At 60.9% G+C, this 15,980-nt stretch carries 18 protein-coding genes and 1 other RNA gene; 6 read left to right on the top strand and 13 right to left on the bottom strand.

Annotated elements, in window-relative coordinates:
* Nucleotides 1–7: 7 nt before the first annotated feature.
* The 8 genes from E2583_RS08435 to E2583_RS08400 all read right to left on the bottom strand — a co-directional run bounded on the left by E2583_RS08435 (nucleotide 8) and on the right by E2583_RS08400 (nucleotide 5,870).
* A complete protein-coding gene (locus tag E2583_RS08435) occupies nucleotides 8–649 on the bottom strand; it encodes a hypothetical protein (RefSeq protein ID WP_291594827.1) in 642 nt (213 codons plus the stop codon).
* A 5-nt stretch (nucleotides 650–654) separates the two neighbouring features.
* Nucleotides 655–1,503 carry an ATP-binding protein gene (locus E2583_RS08430; protein WP_291594825.1) on the bottom strand — a complete coding sequence of 283 codons (849 nt, stop codon included), beginning with the start codon at nucleotides 1,501–1,503 and terminating at the stop codon, nucleotides 655–657.
* Nucleotides 1,500–1,982 (bottom strand): hypothetical protein, encoded by a 483-nt coding sequence (locus E2583_RS08425; protein ID WP_291594823.1) that lies wholly within the window; start codon nucleotides 1,980–1,982, stop codon nucleotides 1,500–1,502. The genes E2583_RS08430 and E2583_RS08425 overlap by 4 nt, the downstream gene beginning before the upstream one ends.
* 11 nt (nucleotides 1,983–1,993) lie before the next feature.
* Complete coding sequence (locus E2583_RS08420; RefSeq protein WP_279872952.1) at nucleotides 1,994–2,260, bottom strand: helix-turn-helix domain-containing protein; 267 nt, start codon at nucleotides 2,258–2,260, stop codon at nucleotides 1,994–1,996.
* Nucleotides 2,261–2,355: 95 nt separating this feature from the next.
* Nucleotides 2,356–3,273 carry a hypothetical protein gene (locus E2583_RS08415; protein WP_291594819.1) on the bottom strand — a complete coding sequence of 306 codons (918 nt, stop codon included), beginning with the start codon at nucleotides 3,271–3,273 and terminating at the stop codon, nucleotides 2,356–2,358.
* 7 nt (nucleotides 3,274–3,280) lie between these two features.
* The gene (locus E2583_RS08410; protein WP_279872956.1) at nucleotides 3,281–4,675 is read right to left on the bottom strand and encodes a hypothetical protein; all 1,395 of its coding nucleotides are present in this window, start codon (nucleotides 4,673–4,675) and stop codon (nucleotides 3,281–3,283) included.
* Nucleotides 4,676–4,778: 103 nt separating this feature from the next.
* A complete protein-coding gene (locus E2583_RS08405; protein ID WP_291594817.1) occupies nucleotides 4,779–5,591 on the bottom strand; it encodes a hypothetical protein in 813 nt (270 codons plus the stop codon).
* Nucleotides 5,592–5,870 (bottom strand): helix-turn-helix transcriptional regulator, encoded by a 279-nt coding sequence (locus E2583_RS08400; protein WP_279872959.1) that lies wholly within the window; start codon nucleotides 5,868–5,870, stop codon nucleotides 5,592–5,594.
* Between the two features lie 171 nt (nucleotides 5,871–6,041).
* Here E2583_RS08400 and E2583_RS08395 point away from each other — a divergent pair, with 171 nt between their 5' ends.
* Genes E2583_RS08395 through E2583_RS08375 form a run of 5 tightly spaced genes read left to right on the top strand, consistent with a single transcriptional unit; the run spans nucleotide 6,042 to nucleotide 8,905 of the window.
* A complete protein-coding gene (locus E2583_RS08395) occupies nucleotides 6,042–6,233 on the top strand; it encodes a hypothetical protein (protein WP_146463126.1) in 192 nt (63 codons plus the stop codon).
* The gene (locus tag E2583_RS08390; RefSeq protein WP_291594811.1) at nucleotides 6,233–6,682 is read left to right on the top strand and encodes a DUF2924 domain-containing protein; all 450 of its coding nucleotides are present in this window, start codon (nucleotides 6,233–6,235) and stop codon (nucleotides 6,680–6,682) included. The genes E2583_RS08395 and E2583_RS08390 overlap by 1 nt, the downstream gene beginning before the upstream one ends.
* Nucleotides 6,679–8,058, top strand: a complete 1,380-nt coding sequence (locus tag E2583_RS08385; RefSeq protein WP_291594809.1) for a recombinase family protein — start codon at nucleotides 6,679–6,681, stop codon at nucleotides 8,056–8,058. The genes E2583_RS08390 and E2583_RS08385 overlap by 4 nt, the downstream gene beginning before the upstream one ends.
* The gene (locus tag E2583_RS08380; protein WP_045785217.1) at nucleotides 8,058–8,429 is read left to right on the top strand and encodes a hypothetical protein; all 372 of its coding nucleotides are present in this window, start codon (nucleotides 8,058–8,060) and stop codon (nucleotides 8,427–8,429) included. The genes E2583_RS08385 and E2583_RS08380 overlap by 1 nt, the downstream gene beginning before the upstream one ends.
* A complete protein-coding gene (locus E2583_RS08375) occupies nucleotides 8,426–8,905 on the top strand; it encodes a hypothetical protein (protein WP_291594803.1) in 480 nt (159 codons plus the stop codon). Before E2583_RS08380 ends, E2583_RS08375 begins: the two co-directional genes overlap by 4 nt.
* Nucleotides 8,906–8,965: 60 nt before the next feature.
* Here the strand turns inward: E2583_RS08375 and E2583_RS08370 are convergent, their stop codons facing one another.
* The 5 genes from E2583_RS08370 to ompA form a co-directional block, all read right to left on the bottom strand.
* Nucleotides 8,966–10,045, bottom strand: a complete 1,080-nt coding sequence (locus E2583_RS08370; RefSeq protein ID WP_003074489.1) for a calcium/sodium antiporter — start codon at nucleotides 10,043–10,045, stop codon at nucleotides 8,966–8,968.
* 404 nt (nucleotides 10,046–10,449) lie between these two features.
* Nucleotides 10,450–10,826, bottom strand: a transfer-messenger RNA (tmRNA) gene (ssrA, locus tag E2583_RS08365).
* 19 nt (nucleotides 10,827–10,845) lie between these two features.
* Nucleotides 10,846–11,505: a phosphoglycolate phosphatase gene (gph, locus tag E2583_RS08360; protein ID WP_291595038.1), complete on the bottom strand. Its 660-nt coding sequence runs from the start codon at nucleotides 11,503–11,505 to the stop codon at nucleotides 10,846–10,848.
* Nucleotides 11,506–11,510: 5 nt separating this feature from the next.
* Entirely contained in the window at nucleotides 11,511–12,224 is a 714-nt protein-coding gene (gene ubiG / locus E2583_RS08355; protein ID WP_291594798.1) for a bifunctional 2-polyprenyl-6-hydroxyphenol methylase/3-demethylubiquinol 3-O-methyltransferase UbiG, read from the bottom strand.
* Nucleotides 12,225–12,308: 84 nt separating this feature from the next.
* A complete protein-coding gene (gene ompA, locus E2583_RS08350; protein WP_197577631.1) occupies nucleotides 12,309–12,956 on the bottom strand; it encodes an outer membrane protein OmpA in 648 nt (215 codons plus the stop codon).
* A 229-nt stretch (nucleotides 12,957–13,185) separates the two neighbouring features.
* Between ompA and gyrA the strand changes: the two genes are divergently transcribed.
* Nucleotides 13,186–15,882 (top strand): DNA gyrase subunit A, encoded by a 2,697-nt coding sequence (gene gyrA, locus E2583_RS08345; RefSeq protein WP_291594794.1) that lies wholly within the window; start codon nucleotides 13,186–13,188, stop codon nucleotides 15,880–15,882.
* Nucleotides 15,883–15,980: the final 98 nt, after the last annotated feature.

Below are 15,980 nucleotides of genomic sequence, written 5' to 3'. Positions count from 1 at the left end.
ATTTCCCTCACTGCGCCCACGACGGTTTGCCCGTCACGGGTGTGCGTTGCTGAGCCGGTGCCTGGTACGCGGGTGCTACCTGCGCTGGTGCGCCGGAAGTGCCACCGCTTGAAGCCTTGGTCGGCACGCCCATCAGCTTGGCGTAGTCGGGGTGGTCGGGTTCGACCGCTACTTTGACCACGTTGCGGTCCTGGCCCTTGCCGTCCTTCTCGATGTCGACGCGGGCGAGGAACTCCAGGCCATCCAGTTCGTGGAAGCCCTGGATGCGGCGCGCAGAAGAAGCCTGTGGGCTGTTGTCCTGCGGATGAACGTTGCGGGCGCTGTTGAGCGCGGCGCGGATGAAACTGCGTCCCATCTGGCCCCAGGTCGGGCCCTTCTTGGAGTACAGGCCAATGTTCGACCACATCTTGCGTTTGGCGTGGTCGCCAGCAGTGACCACGAATTCGGCGGCGAGATAGATCGAGCCGGTTTCGAAGGACTCAGTAGCGTAGCCGCCGCCCCAGCCCTGCGACGGATCGTCATACCCGCCTGGCTTGAGGGTCATGCGCACCGGGACAACGGTGCCCTTGGAGATCAGATCAAAGCCGGATTGCTGCGATTCGGCGTCGTTGAAGTCGTTCCAGTTGCTGCTGGTGGATTGGCTGTTCATGGCGATTACTCCTGAGATTCGGTTTGTGCGGGGGCGGTCGAGGCGGCAGGCGCGGCGGTTGTGCCCGCGCACTTGGCGATCAGCGCGCCCAGATGCGGCGGCTCCAGCAGGTCGAGGCGACCGCTGCGGTCTTTGGCCGGAAAGCCGTAGGGATTGACGGTGTGGGTGACGAAGGCGCGGTAGGTGCTGCCATCCTCGGCCTTGATCTCGGCCAGCGTCACGACCTCGTCGACGATGCCGGGCAGCTCCAAGCTGGTTTTGCTGCCTTCGATCTGCGGGACGAACACCTTGCGATTGAAGTCATCCAGTCGCTCGTCGAGGATGGCCACGAACACGACGTTTTTGCCCCGGGCGTGCTGCAGATGAGTCAACGCGCTGATCATTTCCTGGCCGAGCAGGCCATACGCCGCGCGCAAGTCGGGCTTGCCGGAGCGGTCGCTGACGGCACCCGGCTGCGTCTTGCACCACGCGAAGCACTGGCGGGACAGCTGGGTGATCGAATCGAGAAAGAAGGTCTGGTAGCGGTCGAGTTGCGCCGGGTCGCCAAACTTCTCGATGACGTGGTCGTAGTGCGCCTGCGAGAAGGCGCTCTCAGGCGGCAGCGACTTGTCCGGGCCCGCGAGGAACACGAAGAAGTCGCGGCTCTCCGGCCACGAGGCTGGGCGGATGGTGTCGCCCGGCCAATCGGCCACCGCCAAGTCACCGGCCTCGATGTCGAGGAACAGCGTGGTGGCCGGGTCGAGGTCTTTGAGCCGCGTGGTTTTGCCGATGCCGGACTTGCCCAGCATCAGCAGCTTCACGCCCTTGCGCTCGGCCATCCGCTCGATGGCGGACACGATGGGGAGCTTTTTCATGCGGCACCCCCATCGAGCGTCAGGGTGATGGTCGGCTTGCCTTCCTCGACTGTGCGCGCAGCCGCAAATTGCTCCTGCAGCGCCGTGGGCCAGTTGGTGTAGCGGGACTCGGACACCGACAACTTGACGTCGATGTAGTCCTCGACCTTGTCGCCCGAGGCGACGATGCGCTCGGCCATCTCCTTGAGGATGGTCTGGCTCCAGGTCACCTTCTTGGGCAGCTCGTACTTGACGTGCAGCGCACCGTCGCTGACGTGGGCGGTTCCGAAGTCGCGGCCGGAGTCACGCAGTGCATTTCGGGCCTGCTCGCCATAGCGCTGGAGCTTGGCTGCATCCAGCTTGGCACGCAGTTGCTTGAGGTAAGCAGTGGCCTCGTCGACATTGCGCTCGGCAGCGACGAAATCGGTGATCGGCAGCGCCACCAACTGGGCGGTGCTCATGGCAGCGAGGTCGGCGGGAAAGATGGTCAGATCGCTCATGGCCGCTCTCCTCACTGGTATGCACGAGTGAAGGTCGAGTGCCGCGAAACGCGACGCTCGAAGGCTTCGACCTCGGAGATCAGGTAGGTGACGCGGGCACCGAGCTTGCAGAAGATCGGGCCGAGCTGTTCCTGTCGCCAGCGGCGCAGGGTTTTGACGGAAAGCCCCCAGCGCGTGGCCAGTTCGTTTTCAGTCAGTGCGATGCACGGGTGTGCGGTGGGAGTCGACGACACACGGGATGCGTGCCCATATCGACTTGCTGGGTGAGTATTTGCCATTTGCAGTGCTCCTTTGAACTAAACGGGCACTGCTCATTTTTCGAATATGAATCCGGATGGTGTCCGGATGTTTTTCCGGAAAAATCACCGGAAAACTACTGCCGCGTTCGCAGCCGGTAATGACCACGCTGGCCTTCGATACGCTCAAGCCATCTTGACCATTCACTGCCGAAAACGCTGTCTGGATCTTTTTGGCAACTGGTTCGAGTCACGACTTCAGCCCATTTGAGGCTGTGCTGCTGGCGCGCCTTCCAGAACATCGCAATAACGTCCTTCTGCTTGCCCTTGAAGGTCTTTGGCTCTGCAACGCAGGCCAGCTTCAGCTCCCCGATATCCGCATCGAAATACTCGTCAGGGTCATCTGCGTCGGCACCCGTGCCTTTCAGCAAGCGATGAAGGAGATCCGCGTCATAGGTGATGCCATCGCCGGAATCCACCAGCAGACGACCAATGCCACATGTCTGGTGACTGTTCGGGAGTTCGATATCAACATCGTGTGCGGTCAGAACGATGCCTTGGCTTGGCCGCTTGGCACTGAGTAGCGCGTGCTGCCAATCCGCTGCGGACGACGGCAGACGACGGGCAAGGTAAATGGGTGCAAAACGGTGCGTCTGCCCGACCCGAACGTCGCCTAAATGCCAGAGGCGCTCTGCGATGACTTCACGGCTGCGTGCGCGACGTGACAGTTCGATTTCGAGCAGGTCGCAGACGTCGTCCATCCACGCATCAAGGTTGATCGCATACAGCGTGATGTCCGACAGGGGACGGGTTACAACCCGCCCCCGACAGCTCGGGCTTCGGTAGAAGTAGGTTTGCCGGTCATCGTTGATCTCGACCTCGACCTCCTGATCACTGTCGAGTACCGGCACCAGGATGGATGTGAGGTGGCCATCGGCAACCATCCATCGCCGCGAGAGGAAAGCTGCCGCTTGTCCACGCAACTCGTCCGCCAGCAACCTTTTCTCCAGGCTGCGGGCACGCTCCAGCACCAGCAGGTATTCCGAATGCAGCATGGCAGCCTCAGTATTGGCGTGCGCAGTCGAGTTTCATGAGCTGTGCAAACACCAGTTCACTGTCGGCCTTGGTCAGCTTGGCATCATTGAAACCGTTGGGCGTAGTAATCTGCACCGTCACGTCGTGCGCTTTGCGATGGGCTGTCCTTGCGATCCGGAAGGTCAGCTTGACTTGCTTGATGACGTAATTCGTCAGATCGACGAGCGGATAAGCTTGGCCCGCCACTTCGTAAATGTTGCGATCCTCAAATCGGTCACGCTTGATCAGCAGCGGGTTTTCCACGCGACGGGCAATCAGCCGGTTTTTCAGGGTGGTCTGACGCACTTCGGGGTTGGCAATCAGAATCTGCTTGATGTCGATGGATTCAATGCCGTCAATGCGATCCTTCTTGAACCGCGCCAGGATGGCGGGCGTGCAAAACCCCATGAGATCGAACTCGCGCATCGGCATGGCGTGAATGTTGCCGTCTCCACCCAGCAACACGTCACGGAAGGCCTTGGCCAGCTCGGGGCGCACGGTTTCATCATCACTGAATACCGCCAACTCGCCTTTGCTGGAGTGCCAGGAATAGCGCACACAGACCGTCGACGAGTCATCCACGTCGGTGTCCTCGCCATCGATGATCTTCGGGTAGTGAATGTGCTTGCCGTTGAATTTGGCCGACAGCGTGAACAGCAGTACTGGCGCATCTTGGGCATCACTTTCCCTGTGGGCAAACGGCTCGACCAGGATGTCCTCTGGCTTGACCTGCGGAAACAGTTCTGCCAAGCGCTGCTTCAGGCTTTCCACTGCAGCATCGCCCAGTGAAGGCTGCGCGCCTTTGGGGCCAAGGTAATGGCTGGAGTATTTTTCGCTCTGAAAATGCCGCAGCATCTGCTGGCGGCGCTCGGCGTGATCGAAGCGGTCTTCCGTCGCCCCTGACGGAGAAAACTCTTGTTCCAGGTACAGGTACAGGGCCCGGCTATATTTGTCGGACGGGGCCGCCAGAACGGCAGCATCGTCAGGATTGCCCGCATCCATCAGTTCCGTTACCGCCATTGCACCGTACTCGTCGGCCAGCAGCGCGATGCGCTCGGCGGCGCGCTCAAGGCGTGCCTGAACTTCCATCTCCATCTCGGCCACCAGTGCAAACAGCACGTTGCGCGATGGAATGGGCAGCGAACCCTTGGCGGCATCAGTCAGCGCCTGTGCAGCAGGGAGCGCCTGGCCATGCGCCGATTCCAGAAGCACCCGGAGCAGCATCGGCCGCTGCACTTTGCGGGTGATGTGAACGAGATGCTCCAGATGCGGCAAGGTGGTGGGGCCGTTGTCCTTGCCGCGCGTCCGGGGCTTGCCATCTTCCTTCTCGGCAACCGCAGACACGTCGCCGGATTGGATGGTGTTCAGTTCGATGGTTGTCATACACGCCACTCCTTAAAAAACAATGTGCGCGATTGCGCGAAGGGTTAATAGAGGGGTTCAAAAAATGCCGACCGAGGTCGGCGCGGGATGGTTGGGGCAATGTTCAGCGCAAGGCAGCCCCCGGTCGAGTGATACCGTAGCGCTGCAAGCGCACCTGCACAAAGCGCGGATTGACGCCAAAGCGCATGGCCAGCGCCCGCTCCAGTAATCCCATGTCGACAGCGTCACTGGCAGCAAGGTGCAGGCTGGTGCCAGGGAACTCCGGATCAAGTGATGGGCCTCGATGGACGCGGACGTTGTATTCCGGGGCCAACTCCTCTGCGGCCGCACTCAACAGACGACGTGGCACCAGCAGCGAGCCCATGAACTCGTTGGCGCGAAGCTCGGCAAACTGCACGTCTGTAGCTGGTGCTGCCGTTGCAGCTGTGGGCGTTTTCGCCAAATGGTCGCTGTCCGGCGTGGTGGTACGGTAGGCGCGCTGCGCACTGGGCTCAAAGGCGTCAAACAGTCCCGGTCCCTTGCTGCCATCCATGATCCAGCCAGGGGCGTCGAACACCGCATGACCCAATTCGTGGGCCAGGGTGCTGAGTGCCAGCAGCTCGCTGAGTTTTTCGCCGACGGGAGAAACACACACCATCGCGGTGTCCGGGACACCAGGGTCATACTCGCAGATGCCGAAGACGTGGTTGCCGTCCTCGTCATGCACCTCGCACTCGGTACTGACCTCGAGCGCAAAGTCGATGCCGTTGATCTTCAGGCGCTCGATCTGGCGCAGCCTGTCGAAGGCAATTGCCTCCACACCGCTCTCCACCAGCTGCTGGCGGGCAGACGCTGCGATGGCTTCGATTTCAACATGCTTGATGAATTTGGGGCGCTTGCGGTCGCAATGCCGGTAGTCAAGGGTCAGAACCGGCATTCACTTTTTCTCCGAGACTTCACGGCGGTACATCCGCACAACGTTGCCCACATCCTTGCGCATGTCGGGCGGCAGACGACTGGCCTCCACGAAAGCGTCGTCCGGGTCGATGCCCAGAATCTCTGCTGCTTTGCGGATCAGCTCGTCCTTGGGGGGCTTTTCCATGTTGCGCTCGATGCGTGACCAGTAGGCAGGCGAAATCTCCAGCTGACGCGCGAAGTCGTTCATCTGGATCTGCTTCTCTTCGCGCATTTTGCGAATGAAGTCTCCGAAAGGCATGGCCGTTTCCTAATTGCGTGATTTGTTAATTTGTCGATCATAGAGCGATCAGGTGCTCTGTTCAACTGTTTCGTAAACGCGCAATCATTTTTCGCCGATTACCCTGCGTTGCCATCCTCTCCGAAGGATCAAGTTCACTATCCATGACGGTTGCAATTCCTCGGAGCCGTCATGAAGAACCTCGAACTCGCATCTCCCCCAGAGATGAGCGCCAGCGCCCGTGCTGGTGAAATCGCCGCCATCCTTGCGGCTGCCATCGTCCGCACCCTTGCTGCGGACGAGCCGAAACAGAGAGAAGTTGGCCTTGGCTTCCTGCCCGACCAGCGCGTTCATACAACCCCCTATCAACAGGAGAAGTTGTGATGAACGAGAAACAAGCATCCGTCGCCGCACGGATCACGGAGCTGGCCTGTCTGCCGATGTCCGAGCTCTGGACGGTCTGGGATCGGTATTTCCCGCGCCGCCCGGACTACCCCAACCGCACCCACGTCGAGTCCCGGATCGCCTACAAGCTACAGGAGGAGGCCTTCGGTGGCCTCGCGCCCGAGACCAAGCAGCGTCTGGAAGCCATCGGCGCGAAACACTCCAAGATCAAGTTGCGGGCCAAGCCGCGCGAGTTCGATTTCGCGCCGGGCACGATCCTGCTGCGCGAATGGGGCGAACGCGAGCACCGGGTGACAGTCACCGCCGAGGGGCTGTTCGAGTACCAGGGGCGCAATTTCAAGAGCTTGACGGCGGTGGCCCGCCACATCACGGGCGCGCACTGGTCTGGGCCGCTGTTCTTTGGCCTGAGCAAGGGAGGTGCGCGATGAGCGAGATTGCCGCTACCCGCGCCCGCAAGCGCTGCGCCGTCTACTGCCGGGTGTCATCGGATGAACGGCTTGACCAGGAGTTCAACTCCATCGACGCGCAGAAGGAGGCGGGCCACGCTTTTGTGGCCAGCCAGCGATCCGAGGGGTGGATTCCGGTGGCCGACGACTACGACGACCCCGGCTTCTCTGGCGGCAACACGGATCGGCCGGGGCTGAAACGCCTGATGGCGGATATCGAGCGCGGCCAGATCGACATCGTGGTGGTCTACAAGATCGACCGCCTGACGCGCAGCTTGGCCGATTTCTCCAAGATGGTCGAAGTGTTCGAACGCCACGGGGTGTCCTTTGTGTCGGTCACCCAGCAGTTCAACACCACCACTTCGATGGGTCGGTTGATGCTCAACGTCCTGCTGTCCTTCGCCCAGTTTGAGCGCGAGGTCACCGGCGAGCGCATCCGCGACAAGATCGCCGCCGCCAAGCGCAAGGGGATGTGGATGGGTGGCGTCCCGCCCCTGGGTTACGACGTCGACAACCGCCTGTTGGTCATCAACGAGGCCGAGGCGGCAGTGGTGCGTCGCATCTTCGAGGAGATGCTGACCATTGGTTCTCCAACCCAGATCGCCGTCAATCTGACTGCCGACGGCACCACGACCAAGGCCTGGACGACGCAGGAGGGCCAGACCCGCAGCGGTACGCGCATCGACAAGAAGTACCTGCACAAGCTGCTGCGCAACCGCATCTACCTGGGGGAGTTGTCGCACAAAGGGAACTGGTACCCCGGCGCTCACCCGCCGATCATCGACCAGGAGCTTTGGGACAAGGTCCACACGGTGCTGGCCAGGGATGGGCACACCCGGTCGGTGGAAACCAAGATCCGGTCGCGCACCGACGCTTTGCTGCGCGGCCTGCTGTACGCCCCCTCGGGCGAACGGATGTACCCGACCTACTCGCGCAAGAACGGGCGCAAGTACCACTACTACGTGTCCAAGTCGGAAAGCCGGTTCGGAGCACCGGGCAAGAGCTACGAGCGTCTTCCTGCGGCTGAGATCGAGGCAGCGGTGGTGGCCCAGATCCGCACGGTGCTGACTAGCCCGGAATCAATCGCATCAGTCGTGCGCCACATCCAGCGCAACGGCAGACAGGTTGACGAGGCCACCACGGTGATGGCGATGGGACGGCTCAACGACGTGTGGGATCAGTTGTTCCCGGTCGAGCGCCACCGCATCGCCAACCTGATGATCGAGCGCATCGACCTCGTCCACGTCGGCGAGGTGCAGGGCATCAAGGTGAAGTGGCGGGAACTGGGCTGGGACGCCCTGATCGGTGAGTTCGCCCCAAGGGGCATCGGCGCGGAACTGGTGGAGGTCGAAGCCTGATGGACGACACACTGGAAACCTTCGTGCCCCTGACGTTTCGCCGCCGGGGCGCGCGGCGCGTGGCCGCCGACGACCGCCATGTTCACGATGTGACGCTGCTGGAGGGGGTGGCACGCGGTTTCTACTGGCAGCACCTCGTGGACACCGGTGTGATGAAGAGTGGATCAGACATTGCCCGGGCCGAAGGACTGCACCCCTCGGTGCCCAACGAGCTGATGCGCCTGACCCTGCTCGCACCTGACATCCTCGAACTGCTGATGGCCGGGCGGCAGCCTCGGCGGATGAACTTGATCTGGTTCCAGCGCAACCCGCTGCCGGTGGATTGGGAGGCGCAACGCCAGATCGTGAAGCGCTTTGAGGAGGACGCATGAGCAAGAAGCACCGGGGCCGGTTCAAGGGTGATCCGGTCACCTATCAACTGCCGAACCCGGCAGGCGGCGTGCAACTGGAAACCTTCGTGCCCTGGACGCTGGTGAAGCGGGGGCTGAAGAAGCAGGTCATCACGCCCTTGGACGCGCCACAGGAATTTCTGTCCGAGGCCACCCTGGAGCGAGAAGCCCGGTCGGCCGCGCAGGACACTGCGTTGATGCGGGCACTCGGGCTGGCGCACCACTGGCAACGCCTGCTGGATGAGCAGCGGGCGGCATCGGTGGCCGAGATCGCCAAGGCCGAAGGCATGGACGTGACGCAGGTGCGCCGGGTCATGCGGCTGACGCTCCTGGCCCCGGAGGTCGTGGAACGGCTGGTGGGCTCGCCCGATGCCGTGCTGGAGAAGGTGATGCGCCGCCCCTTGCCCAACGGCTGGGCTGCCCAGAAACTAGTACTGCACGATACTGTCCAAAGTTGAACTAACGCTTTCGACCCATAGCAGTCATTAGCTAGTGATAGAGGGCAAAGTTTTAGTGCTCTATCCTTTCTTTACTGGGCGGCGGATCAACACAACAACCAGCGTCACGACCGTCAGCGGTACGACGAAGCTGAGCATGACGCCCGAGAATGCTGGCAGCGCATCGTGCTGCTGCGCGGCCATGATCAAGTAAGCCACGTATGCGACGTAGTAGCCCAGAAAGACCCCGCCTTCCCAGCGAGCGATCTCGCGACCAGTCATGAACACGGGGAGGCAGGCAAACGACACTGCCACCATGACCCAGATGTCAAAGGCCAGCAGCGATGGAGCCATGTCCAACCCCAGGTCACCCGACACTAGGCCCGAGACACCCAGGCAGCCCAGAATGTTGAAGGTATTGCTTCCCACCACATTGCCTACTGCGATGTCCCGTTCGCCCTTGATGACTGCGGCGATGCTGGTGGCAACCTCGGGCATGCTGGTACCAGCGGCAACGATGGTCAGCCCAATGATCAGGTCGCTCACACCCATGGCCTTTGCGAAACTCACCGATGCTTGCACTAGGTACTCGGAGCCGAACACTAACGCAGCTAGGCCAGCGGCAATCAGCAGCAACTGAACCAGCAACCGATCGTCCCAGGCGCCGGGGGCAGAGGGTTTGATCTCACCCGCGTATTCGTCCTTGGCGAGCTGGGTTTCGCGCCGTGACTGCACGATCAGGAACACTGTGTAAGACACCAGCAGCACGAAGAGAAAACCGCCATCGAAAAACGAAAGTTGACCGTCCAACCCCAAGGCGAGCAAGAGAAAACATGCACCGATCATGATCGGTACCTCCTGGCGTATCAGCTGAATGTTGACCACCAGCGGTGCAATCAACGCGCTGATGCCAAGGATGAACAGAACGTTGAATATGTTGCTGCCCACCACGTTGCCAATGGCAATGTCGGTTTTCCCATCGAGCACGGCCCCCACGCTGACTGCAACCTCGGGTGCGCTTGTGCCGAGCGCAACGATCGTCAGTCCCACGACCAGCGGACTGATGCCAAACGACAGGGCCAGCTTGGAAGAGCCTCGCACCAACAAGCTGGCACCCATGACCAGCAAGAAAAGCCCGCCGAGAAATAGAAGGATGTTCATGACTGAGCACTGTAGCTAAGAATCAAGTGGCACAGCTTACCAGGCGCGTACCTTTATCGAGCCTCCATGCATGCCATAGCTCGCCATAAGTCCTCCTTATAGAGCGTCGGCTTCTGGCCGGGAGTAGCCTACCGCGTAGCGGTGCATATCGTCACCCTCAGTCGCCACCCCTACAGGAGTTGCCGACTACAACCGACCGCATCTAAACCCGCGCCAGCAAAGGAAATGACCTCGAGAACGCTCGCGTGGCCACCAGAGAAAACGGAGAACAGAGATGCGTCGGCGGGGGCGGAAAGGCCGCCTTTGCAGAGATGGCGCTCGTGAGACCAGGCCTGGAAACCACGCCAACACTGGGGGGAACAGACGAAAAAAAACCAACCGAGAACGGTTGGTTTTTCAAATAGTGGTGGAGCTGGCGGGAATTGAACCCGCGTCCGTAAGCCTTCGCCGGACAGATCTACATGTTTAGTGCTCTGTTTTGAATCTCGCCACCCAGACCCCGCAGGCACACGCTATCTGGGTAGCCAGCTTCCTTGAATCTCGCCTGATACCAAGAAGCCCGGTATCCAGCCAGCTAATGTAAATTCCCTTGCAGCCGGGAGGTATTGCTACCCCCTTGCCCAGCCCACTAGCGTGCTGTTGCAAGGCTCACCGGATTAAGCGGCGAGTGCGAAACGTTCGTCGTTTGCAGTTAGTTTTTTGAATGGAGATTTACGAGCATCACTCAAGCTCGACATGCACCGCACCGGTCCCGAACCCACGTCGAAACCAGGACAGCCCCTCAAGGATCTATTGTAGCCTCATCCCAACAACTTCAACAGCTCAAGCGGTGAATTGATATGGGCATCGGCCCCCCAATGGGCCGTATCTGCCGTTGCGCCCAGGTAGCCATAGCGAGCAGCTACCGTTTTCATACCCGCCGCCGCCCCTGCCTGGATATCGCGCTCATCGTCACCGACATAGATGCAATGCTCGGGAGCAATCTGCATGCGCCGCGCGGCTTCCAACAGAGGCTCGGGGTGCGGCTTGGAATGCGGTGTCGTATCCCCGCTAACCACCGCTGCAGCCTGCGCAAACAAGGACATTTGACGTGTCAACGGCTCGGTGAAGCGCATGGACTTGTTGGTCACCACTCCCCAGCGCAACGGACCTGCTTCCAAGGCCCGGATCAGCTCCGGCACCCCGTCAAAAGCATAGGTGCGCTCGGTCATGCACTGCTCGTAATTGCGAAAGAACTCCTCCCGCATTTCTGCAAAGCCTGCAGACTCTGGCGTCATGCCGAATGCAATTCCCAGCATTCCGCGGGCACCAGCTCCGGCCATATGGCGGTACGCATGAAGAGGCAGCGAGGGCATGCCGCGATCGACGCGCATTTTGTCCGCGGCAGCACCCAGATCGGGGGCACTGTCGATCAATGTGCCGTCCAGATCAAAAAGAACGGCTTTCACATGTCTCCACATGACTGTCACTCCTGCGGGCGGCGGGTTGCCAGCATGTAATTGACAGAGGTGTCATTGCTGAGCCAGTAGCGCCCCGACACCGGATTGTGCTCCAGTCCCTTGGTGCCCTGGGCATCCAGACCTGCGTCGCGCGCAAAGCGGGCCAGCTCGCTAGGGCGTAGCAGCTTGGCATATTCGTGCGTGCCTTGGGGAATCATCTTGAGCAGGTATTCGGCAGCCACAATCGCCAGGGCAAATGCCTTGGCATTGCGGTTGATGGTGGAAAAGAACACCCAGCCACCAGGCTTGACCAGCTGGGCACAGGCCCGGACGATGGATGCGGGATCGGGCACATGCTCCAGCATTTCCATGCAGGTCACCACATCGAAGCTGGCAGGCTGCTCCTGCGCCAGCTGCTCGACACTGACCTCATGGTATTGGATATTGGGCGTCCCCGTTTCCAGAGCATGCAGCTGTGCGACGCGCAAAGCCTTGGTTGCCAGGTCGATGCCCACAACATTGGCCCCTTTACGTGCCATGGAGTCCGCCAAAATGCCTCCGCCACACCCCACATCCAGAACACGCTGGTTCGCCAGCGGCACCTGGGCGTTGATCCAGTCCAGTCTCAAGGGATTGATCTGATGCAGTGGCTTGAATTCACTCTCGGGATCCCACCAGCGATGGGCCAGGCTGGAGAATTTTTCCAGTTCTGCCGGGTCGGCATTGATAGTGTTGCTCATGCAGCCATTGTCCGCGATTACTGCCGTGAATCAGGCATAAAAAAAGCCCCGTCACCGGGGCTTTCTTGTGTAGCAATCGAAAGATTACTGGGCAGCCTTGGTGCCCACGACTTCGATTTCCACGCGACGGTTCTGAGCGCGACCAGCAGCAGTCTTGTTGTCTGCCACGGGTTGCTTCTTGCCCTTGCCTTCGGTGTACACGCGGCTCTTTTCGATGCCCTTGGACACCAGATAAGCCTTCACTGCTTCAGCACGACGCACCGACAGCTTCTGGTTGTAGGCATCGGAACCGATGGAGTCGGTGTGACCCACGGCGATGATGACTTCCAGATTGATGTCCTTGATCTTGCCGGTCAGGTCATCCAGCTTGGCCTTGCCTGCGGGCTTCAGCACGGACTTGTCGAAGTCGAAGAAAGCGTCAGCAGAGTAGGTAACCTTGGATGCCACTGCAGGCTGGGGAGCCACAGGAGCGGGAGGCACAACGGCAGGAGCAGGAGCTGCGGTAACCTGGGCCTTCAGAGCACCGTCGCAATCAACAGCGGCAGTGGCAGGAGTCCAGTTGGCATCGCGCCAGCACAGTTCGTTCGTGCCGTTCTTCCACACCAGTTCGCTGGTGCCGTTTTGCCAGTTGTCGATAGTCTTGCCACCGTCAGCAGCCTTCACTTGTGCGCCAGCGGCTGTCACGAGGGCAGCAGAGGCAAACAACATCGCCACTTTGTTCAGTTTCTTCATGGTTCTCCTCTTGGGGAAAAAGCCGCAGCAGGGCTGCGAATCTGTGGACGTCATCAGTGACCATCACCAAAAACGTTGAAATGATTGTGCCATACGTAACATGCAAGAGTGTTGTCAACTAGGCACCAACAAGTAGGACAGCTATGTAATTCCTCAGTTATGTTGCTCTGCTGCCACACGCCATTCGACCTAAAATGGCTGTTTTCCAGCCGTCAAAGTATCACTAGACATGACCCAGTTTGCTAAAGAAACTCTGCCCATCAGCCTTGAAGAGGAGATGCGTCGCAGTTATCTCGATTACGCCATGAGCGTGATCGTGGGCCGGGCGCTTCCTGATGCGCGTGATGGCCTCAAGCCCGTGCATCGCCGCGTTCTATACGCCATGCACGAACTCAATAACGACTGGAATCGCCCCTACAAGAAGTCGGCGCGTATCGTCGGCGACGTCATCGGTAAGTACCACCCCCACGGTGACAGCGCGGTCTACGACACCATCGTGCGCATGGCGCAGGACTTTTCGCTGCGCCACATGCTGGTCGATGGCCAGGGCAACTTCGGCTCGGTGGACGGCGACAGTGCTGCGGCCATGCGTTACACGGAAATCCGCCTGTCCAAGATCGCCCATGAAACACTGGCCGACATCGACAAGGAGACCGTGGATTTCGGCCCCAACTACGATGGCTCCGAGCAGGAGCCGCTGGTACTGCCCACGCGCCTGCCGAATCTGCTGGTCAACGGCTCCTCCGGCATTGCCGTGGGCATGGCCACGAACATTCCTCCGCACAACCTCAATGAGGTTGTGGACGGCTGCCTGCATTTGCTGCAGAACCCGGAAGCCTCGATCGACGAGCTGATGGAGATCATTCCCGCGCCAGATTTTCCCACGGCCGGCATCATCTACGGCATCAACGGCGTCAAGGAAGGCTACCGCACGGGCCGCGGCCGCGTGGTGATGCGCGCCAAGTGCCATTTCGAGGACATCGACCGCGGCCAGCGCCAGTCCATCATCGTCGATGAGCTGCCCTATCAGGTCAACAAGAAGACGCTGCAGGAGCGCATGGCCGAGCTGGTGCATGAAAAGAAGATCGAGGGCATCAGCCACATCCAGGACGAATCGGACAAGTCCGGCATGCGCCTGGTGATCGAGCTCAAGCGGGGCGAGGTGCCCGAGGTGGTGCTCAACAACCTCTACAAGCTCACCCAGCTGCAGGACACCTTCGGCATGAACATGGTGGCACTGGTCAACGGCCAGCCCAAGCTGTGCAATCTGAAGGAGCTGATCCAGGTGTTCCTGGAGCACCGCCGCGAGGTGGTGACCCGCCGCACCGTGTTCGAGCTGCGCAAGGCACGCGACCGCGGCCATGTGCTGGAAGGTCTGGCCGTTGCATTGGCCAATATCGACGATTTCATCGCCATCATCCGCAACGCCCCCACGCCCCCCGTCGCCAAGGCCGCGCTGATGGAGAAGTCCTGGGACAGCAAGCTGGTGCGCGAGATGCTGACCCGCACCCGTGCCGACGGCGGCGTGGTCAATGCAGACGACTACCGCCCCGAAGGCCTGGAGGTCGAGTTCGGCATGCAGGCCAACGGCCTGTACCGGTTGTCCGAAACCCAGGCCCAGGAAATCCTGCAGATGCGTCTGCAGCGCCTGACCGGCCTGGAGCAGGACAAGATCGTGGCCGAGTACAAGGACATCATGGCGGTCATCGAGGACCTGCTGGACATTCTGGCCAAGCCCGCCCGCGTGTCGGTCATCATCGGCGAAGAGCTGAACGCGCTGAAGGCCGAGTTCGGCCAGAGCAAGAAGGGCGAACGCCGCTCCACCGTGGAGTACAGCGCGCAGGACCTGTCCACCGAAGACCTGATCACACCCACCGACATGGTGGTGACGCTCTCGCACACCGGCTACATCAAGAGCCAGCCCCTTTCCGAATACCGCTCGCAAAAGCGCGGCGGCCGCGGCAAGCTGGCCACGGCCACCAAGGAAGACGACTGGATCGACCAGCTCTTCATTGCCAACACGCACGACTATCTGCTGTGCTTCTCCAACCGCGGCCGCATGTACTGGCTCAAGGTCTGGGAAGTGCCATCGGGCTCGCGCGGCTCGCGCGGTCGCCCCATCGTCAACATGTTCCCGCTGCAGGACGGCGAGAAGATCAATGTGGTGCTGCCGCTGACCGGCGACAACCGCAGCTTCCCCGAAGATCACTTCGTCTTCATGGCCACCAGCATGGGCACCGTCAAGAAGACGGCTCTGACCGAGTTCAGCAACCCGCGCAAGGCCGGCATCATTGCCGTGGGCCTGGACGATGGCGACTACCTGATCGGCGCCGCCCTGACCGACGGCAAGCATGACGTGATGCTGTTCAGCGACGGCGGCAAGGCGGTGCGCTTCGACGAGAACGATGTGCGCCCCATGGGCCGCAATGCGCGCGGCGTGCGCGGCATGAACATCGAGGAGCACCAGAATGTGATCGCCATGCTGGTCGCAGAGGCCGACGACGGCACAGGTAACGTGGTGGCCGGCTCCCAGAGCGTGCTGACCGCCACCGAAAACGGCTACGGCAAGCGCACGGCCATCAGCGAATACACCCGCCACGGCCGCGGCACCAAGGGCATGATTGCCATCCAGCAGTCCGAGCGCAACGGCAAGGTCGTGGCCGCCACCCTGGTGGCGCCCGAGGACGAGATCATGCTGATCACCGACACCGGCGTGCTGGTGCGCACCCGGGTGGCGGAGATTCGTGAGCTGGGCCGCGCCACGCAGGGCGTGACGCTGATCAACCTGGACGAAGGAGCCAAGCTCATCGGCCTGCAACGCATCGTCGAAAATGATGCCAACGACAGTGCTGGCGACAGCGGCGAAGCCGATGGCGCCGCCAGCGCCAGCGATGAAGGCGCGGCCGAGTCCGGCGACGCCGCCTGATCAACCAGCCCCGGGCTGGGCCGATCCGGGCCCGATGCCACGCGACCTGCACGCATGTCCGTGGCTCAATGTTTTGATAGCTGAGAGCGCAAGCTGGA

The sequence above is a fragment of the Comamonas sp. genome, from assembly GCF_009360615.1.
In the GTDB taxonomy this organism is placed as follows: domain Bacteria; phylum Pseudomonadota; class Gammaproteobacteria; order Burkholderiales; family Burkholderiaceae_C; genus Comamonas.
The sequence above is the reverse complement of the archived record's forward strand: the minus strand, read 5'-3'. Positions and strand labels throughout refer to the sequence as shown.

Excerpts from the sequence above, each read along its gene's own strand:
- E2583_RS08400 (WP_279872959.1), bottom strand. The coding sequence starts at position 5,870 with ATGCCTTTCGGAGACTTCATTCGCAAAATGCGCGAAGAGAAGCAGATC.
- E2583_RS08435 (WP_291594827.1), bottom strand. The coding sequence starts at position 649 with ATGAACAGCCAATCCACCAGCAGCAACTGGAACGACTTCAACGACGCC.
- E2583_RS08395 (WP_146463126.1), top strand. The coding sequence starts at position 6,042 with ATGAAGAACCTCGAACTCGCATCTCCCCCAGAGATGAGCGCCAGCGCC.
- E2583_RS08380 (WP_045785217.1), top strand. The coding sequence starts at position 8,058 with ATGGACGACACACTGGAAACCTTCGTGCCCCTGACGTTTCGCCGCCGG.
- E2583_RS08425 (WP_291594823.1), bottom strand. The coding sequence starts at position 1,982 with ATGAGCGATCTGACCATCTTTCCCGCCGACCTCGCTGCCATGAGCACC.
- ompA (WP_197577631.1), bottom strand. The coding sequence starts at position 12,956 with ATGAAGAAACTGAACAAAGTGGCGATGTTGTTTGCCTCTGCTGCCCTC.
- E2583_RS08420 (WP_279872952.1), bottom strand. The coding sequence starts at position 2,260 with ATGGCAAATACTCACCCAGCAAGTCGATATGGGCACGCATCCCGTGTG.
- E2583_RS08390 (WP_291594811.1), top strand. The coding sequence starts at position 6,233 with ATGAACGAGAAACAAGCATCCGTCGCCGCACGGATCACGGAGCTGGCC.
- E2583_RS08370 (WP_003074489.1), bottom strand. The coding sequence starts at position 10,045 with ATGAACATCCTTCTATTTCTCGGCGGGCTTTTCTTGCTGGTCATGGGT.
- E2583_RS08375 (WP_291594803.1), top strand. The coding sequence starts at position 8,426 with ATGAGCAAGAAGCACCGGGGCCGGTTCAAGGGTGATCCGGTCACCTAT.
- E2583_RS08415 (WP_291594819.1), bottom strand. The coding sequence starts at position 3,273 with ATGCTGCATTCGGAATACCTGCTGGTGCTGGAGCGTGCCCGCAGCCTG.
- gyrA (WP_291594794.1), top strand. The coding sequence starts at position 13,186 with ATGACCCAGTTTGCTAAAGAAACTCTGCCCATCAGCCTTGAAGAGGAG.
- E2583_RS08430 (WP_291594825.1), bottom strand. The coding sequence starts at position 1,503 with ATGAAAAAGCTCCCCATCGTGTCCGCCATCGAGCGGATGGCCGAGCGC.
- E2583_RS08405 (WP_291594817.1), bottom strand. The coding sequence starts at position 5,591 with ATGCCGGTTCTGACCCTTGACTACCGGCATTGCGACCGCAAGCGCCCC.
- ubiG (WP_291594798.1), bottom strand. The coding sequence starts at position 12,224 with ATGAGCAACACTATCAATGCCGACCCGGCAGAACTGGAAAAATTCTCC.
- E2583_RS08410 (WP_279872956.1), bottom strand. The coding sequence starts at position 4,675 with ATGACAACCATCGAACTGAACACCATCCAATCCGGCGACGTGTCTGCG.
- E2583_RS08385 (WP_291594809.1), top strand. The coding sequence starts at position 6,679 with ATGAGCGAGATTGCCGCTACCCGCGCCCGCAAGCGCTGCGCCGTCTAC.
- gph (WP_291595038.1), bottom strand. The coding sequence starts at position 11,505 with ATGTGGAGACATGTGAAAGCCGTTCTTTTTGATCTGGACGGCACATTG.